This window comes from Bradyrhizobium sp. (assembly GCF_016462955.1).
GTDB lineage: Bacteria > Pseudomonadota > Alphaproteobacteria > Rhizobiales > Xanthobacteraceae > Bradyrhizobium.
On the sequence record NZ_JAEMSD010000808.1, the window covers coordinates 1 to 2,003 of the forward strand.

Consider the following 2,003-nt stretch of genomic DNA (forward strand, 5'->3'; position numbering starts at 1 on the left):
ATCTTATCAGTAGCTTCACGACGGTCAAAGCGGCATCCAGCGCTATCGAAACCGCATGAACCATCATGGAGCTCTTCTCATGAAGAACGATCACGATCCGCATTCTCCGGCTGCACCCGCGCCGATGTCCAGGCGCAACACGCTCGCAGGCATGGCGTGCATGCCGCTCGTCGTCGCCGAGGCGGCACGGGCCGATGACGTCATCGCAAAGCTGCTGGCCCAGACCCAGCAGTCGAACGCGGCACTGATGCGCGGTGACGTCGGGGCCTATCGGCAGATGATCTCCATCACCGACGATTTCGTGCTGATGTCGCCGTTCGGCGGGGCCCCGTCGAAGGCCGCGGAGTACACGCCCGAAAGGTGGGAGCGGATGGGCCGGTTCTTCAGGAACGGAACGCACAGGCAGGAGGTCGTCCAGACCTATGGCTCGCAGGACATGGTCGTCCTGGCGCTGATCGAACGGGACAGCGTCGAGGTCGGCGGGCTGCCCGCGCAGGAATGGGCTCTGCGCGTGACGCTCGTCTACCGGCGCGTGGGCACCGAGTGGCACCTGGCGCATCGCCACGCCGACCCGCTGGCCAACGGCATCAGCCTGCAGCAGGCGGCGGCGCTTGGGCGCGGCCTTCCCGCAAGCCAGTGAGCGCCTCAGGCCTTCGCCAGCGCCGGCGCGAACACCACCTCGATCAGCGTGCCGTGGCCCGCGTTCTTGATGTTGAACCGCGCGCGGTTGGCTTCGACCAGTGCCTTGGTCAGCGACAGGCTCAGCGCCGAGCTGTCGGCGGCATCGCCGGGCGGCGGGGTGCGGAACGGCTCCATCGCCGCGGCGACCTCGCGCTCGGACAGGCCGTGGCCGGTATCGCGGATGCGCAATGCGATCTCGCCGCGGTCGGTCAGCGCGGTCGAGACGATGACCTGGCCTCCGGCGCTGGCGAGCCGGATCGAGTTCGAGATCAGGTTCATGGTGATCTGCCGCATCGCGCGCGCGTCCACGTTCACCTGCGGCAGCGCGTGGGCGAGCGAGGTGCGGATGATGATGCGCTCGCGGTTGGCCTGCGGCTGCATGACCGTGACGCACGCCTCGACGAGGTCGTTGAGATTGAGGTTGGCGAAATCCAAGTCGAGCTTGCCGGTCTCGATCCGCGACAGCTCCAGGAGGTCGTCGATGATGGCGATGACGCGCTCGCCGGAGGCGCGGATGTCCTTCATGTACTCGCCATAGCGCTCGTTGCCGAGCGTGCCGAAGCGCTCCGAGATCATCACCTCGGCAAAGCCGATGATGGCGTTGAGCGGCGTGCGGATCTCGTGGCTGATCCGCGCCAGCATGTCGGCCTTGGCACTGGCCGCGCCGTCGACGAGGCGGCGCGCCTGTGTCAATTCGTTCTCGCCCTTCTTGGCTTGCGAGAGGTCGCGGAACACGGCGAAGAAGTTCGGCCCGTCGGGGCGGGTGCGGCCCATGATCATCGCGAGCGGGATCGCGCCGCCCTTCTTCTCGCGCCCCAGCACCTCGCGGCCGTGGTCGAGCAGGCTCGCGATGTCCTGGCTCTTCATGCTTTGCAGATAGTCGGCGACGATCTGCTGGCTCTCCGGCGCGAACAGCGTGAGCAGGTTCTGCTCCAGCAGCGCCGCGCCGTCATAGCCGAACAGCGCCTCCGCGCTGCGGTTGCAGGCGTGGATGTTGCCTTCGGCATCGAACATCACGATGCCCTCGGCGGTGGTGTCGAGGATGGCGGCGAGATCTTCCGCCTCGGCATCGCCGGCTACGGGATCGGGATCCGGGAAGGGCTCTGCGAAAACAGGCTCCGCGGCGACGGGCGGTGCGGCGACAGCGGCCTGCGGCAGCGCGCAGATCAGCGCATGCGCGCTCTCGCCGTCCCAGTCGATCGTGTGCAGATGCGCATCCGTCGTCGCTGGCGGCGCTTCGCCGTCCGCGACCGCCGCGCTGATCGTGACGGGCGTGCCCGCTTGCGAGGTGCTGCTCGCGGGCGACACGCCCGGCTCGACAT

At 67.9% G+C, this 2,003-nt stretch carries 2 protein-coding genes; one reads left to right on the forward strand and one right to left on the reverse strand.

Annotated features, from left to right (window positions below; genetic code table 11):
* Nucleotides 1-79: 79 nt before the first annotated feature.
* Complete coding sequence (locus JHD07_RS38660; protein WP_291631792.1) at nucleotides 80-640, forward strand: nuclear transport factor 2 family protein; 561 nt, start codon at nucleotides 80-82, stop codon at nucleotides 638-640.
* Nucleotides 641-645: 5 nt separating this feature from the next.
* Here JHD07_RS38660 and JHD07_RS38665 read toward each other — a convergent pair.
* Nucleotides 646-2,003: PAS domain-containing sensor histidine kinase (locus JHD07_RS38665; RefSeq protein WP_291631793.1), on the reverse strand; the 1,358-nt coding region annotated here is incomplete at its 5' end.

What these genes read in the sequence shown, in the direction of transcription:
- JHD07_RS38660 (WP_291631792.1), top strand. Translation starts at nt 80, where the DNA reads ATGAAGAACGATCACGATCCGCATTCTCCGGCTGCACCCGCGCCGATG.